The organism is uncultured Limnohabitans sp. (assembly GCF_937889215.1).
Lineage (GTDB): Bacteria > Pseudomonadota > Gammaproteobacteria > Burkholderiales > Burkholderiaceae_C > Limnohabitans_A.
This window is the reverse complement of sequence record NZ_CALBEX010000231.1, coordinates 1-1074: the sequence shown is the minus strand read 5'-3', so window position 1 is coordinate 1074 and position 1074 is coordinate 1. Positions and strand designations below refer to the sequence as shown.

1 protein-coding gene is annotated in these 1074 nt (G+C 59.5%); it reads right to left on the bottom strand.

From position 1 onward, the window contains the following. Positions 1-21: 21 nt before the first annotated feature. Entirely contained in the window at positions 22-927 is a 906-nt protein-coding gene (bchO, locus tag Q0341_RS05825) for an alpha/beta fold hydrolase BchO (protein ID WP_299511173.1), read from the bottom strand. Positions 928-1074: the final 147 nt, after the last annotated feature.

Here is a 1074-nt window from a genome sequence, read left to right as displayed (position 1 = left end):
CCCACGAGGTGTTGTCTTTCATCAAGGGTTTTGTGCCCAAGGCTGACAGCAGTCTTTGAAAATCAGGGCGGCTGTGCCCTGTGGGTCTTCCTCATGCGCCAAGTGCCCCAATTTTTGCTGCACGTGCAGTTTGGCTTGGGGCATCAATTGGCTGGCGTCTTGTGCCAGTTGAGGCGGCACCGTTCGATCGGCTGAACCGACCAAAATCGACACCGGGTTGGCGATGCGGTGCAGTAGTTCAGACAAATCTTGCAGTTTCCAAGCGGCCATCATGCCCAACACACTGTGCACGTGTCCTGTGTGACCGAAGACGCGCCGGTAAAGGGCCATGCCTTCCTCGTCCAGTTGTGAGCCCGTTTGTTCCATCGATTTGGCCAACAGGGCGGGGCGGTTGGCCAATTTGGCTGTGGCCCAAGCAGACAGGGGATTGAGGGCGGCCAATTTGGCGGTGGGGCCGAAAATCCAAGAAGGCAGTCCGGGAATGGGCAGCCAAGCCGGGTTCATTCCAATCAAATGCGTCTGCGCCAGCGCGCCTTGGTGCAAGACCATGTGGGCAGCAATGGCCGCACCCGCGGAGTGGCCTGCGACCACGGTGGGCGTGATGTCCATTTGCAGCAGCAAAGCCCGCAGCCCTTCGGCCATGCCATGCAACGACAGACCGTCTTCACCCCCTCTGCTGGTGAAGGCGTGACCGGGCAAATCGGGGGCAATGACTTGAAAGTGTTGGCTCAGCAAGGGCATCAGTCCACGCCAACTGAAACTGCCTGAGCCGGTGCCGTGCAAGAGCAACAGGGCGGGGCCTTGCCCCATGCGCTGAACATGCCATCGAATGCCACCCGCGTTGACAAAATGGCTCTGCGCTGCATGGGGCCAAGCGTGCCGATGTTCGGCCCAGTCCATGGTGGGGTAAAACCGCTCGTACATCATGCGCTCAACGTCGTCTCAAATTGTCCATCGCCGAGGCCATCCGTTGCGCTTGAACCTGCGGCATGGGCAGGTAATTGCCCCCCATGGTGCTGGCCATGTTTTGCACCTGCGCATCGGGTTTAACCGAGGTGTCTATCCACATGGACC